Raw genomic sequence first — 938 nt, forward strand, 5'->3', positions numbered from 1 at the left:
TTGAAATTTTCATATTAATTTACAATATTTTCAAGAGGCATAGCCTAAAATTTGAAATAGCTTAACTCCTACCGGAGAAAATATAGCTTTTTGTGGCTTAATCATATTATTACATTTTTATCAAAAAGAGATATAAATGAACTATCTGATAGAGCGTTAGTTGATAAATTTGGAATAACACAAGTTGATATGATAATAATTTTAGGAAACAGTATTCCGTATATAGCTGAAGTAGGGGCAAAAGCTTATAAAAGTAATTTAGCTAAAGATATAATGATAGTTGGAGGTATAGGTCATTCGACGAAATATTTAATTGAAAATGTACTACAGGATGATAAGTATAAAGATATTGATGTACATGATAAATCTGAATCAGATATATTAAAACAGATTCTCACATTAAGAGAAAATATTGAACCTGATAAAATTATTATAGAAAGCAAATCAACGAATTGTGGTTCAAATGCTTGTGAAGCATTAAAAATATTAAAGGAAAAAAGAAAAATTCCAAAATCAATAATATTGTTTCAGGATCCTACTATGCAATTAAGAAGTCATTCATCTTTTTTAAAAAGATGGAATGAAGAAAAAACATTAATTATAAGCTATTCTCCATTTTTACCAAAAGTAAAAAAATCAGAGAGTGGCTATGAATATATAAATGACAAAATAAGTGGATTATGGTCTAAAAGTAGATTTATTGATTTAATCATGGGAGAAATTCCAAGATTAAGGGATGACAAAAATGGATATGGTCCAAAAGGAAAAGGATTTATATCACATGTAGATATTCCAGAAGAAGTGTTAAGTTCTTATCAAAGATTGTTATCTTATTATATGATTATCCCACAAAAAGCTTGTAATTACTTCCAAACGTAGTAATTATGATATAATAATATCAAAATCAGTACGTAGAGGAGGATTACTATGTTTTGCAA

General features: G+C 26.7%; 1 protein-coding gene. It reads left to right on the forward strand.

The window, feature by feature from the left end:
- Positions 1 to 90: 90 nt before the first annotated feature.
- Complete coding sequence (locus KPL38_RS19355) at positions 91 to 879, forward strand: YdcF family protein (protein WP_216290761.1); 789 nt, start codon at positions 91 to 93, stop codon at positions 877 to 879.
- The last annotated feature ends 59 nt before the right edge of the window (positions 880 to 938 follow it).

The organism is Clostridium psychrophilum, from assembly GCF_018861705.1.
GTDB classification, from domain to species: domain Bacteria; phylum Bacillota; class Clostridia; order Clostridiales; family Clostridiaceae; genus Clostridium_AD; species Clostridium_AD psychrophilum.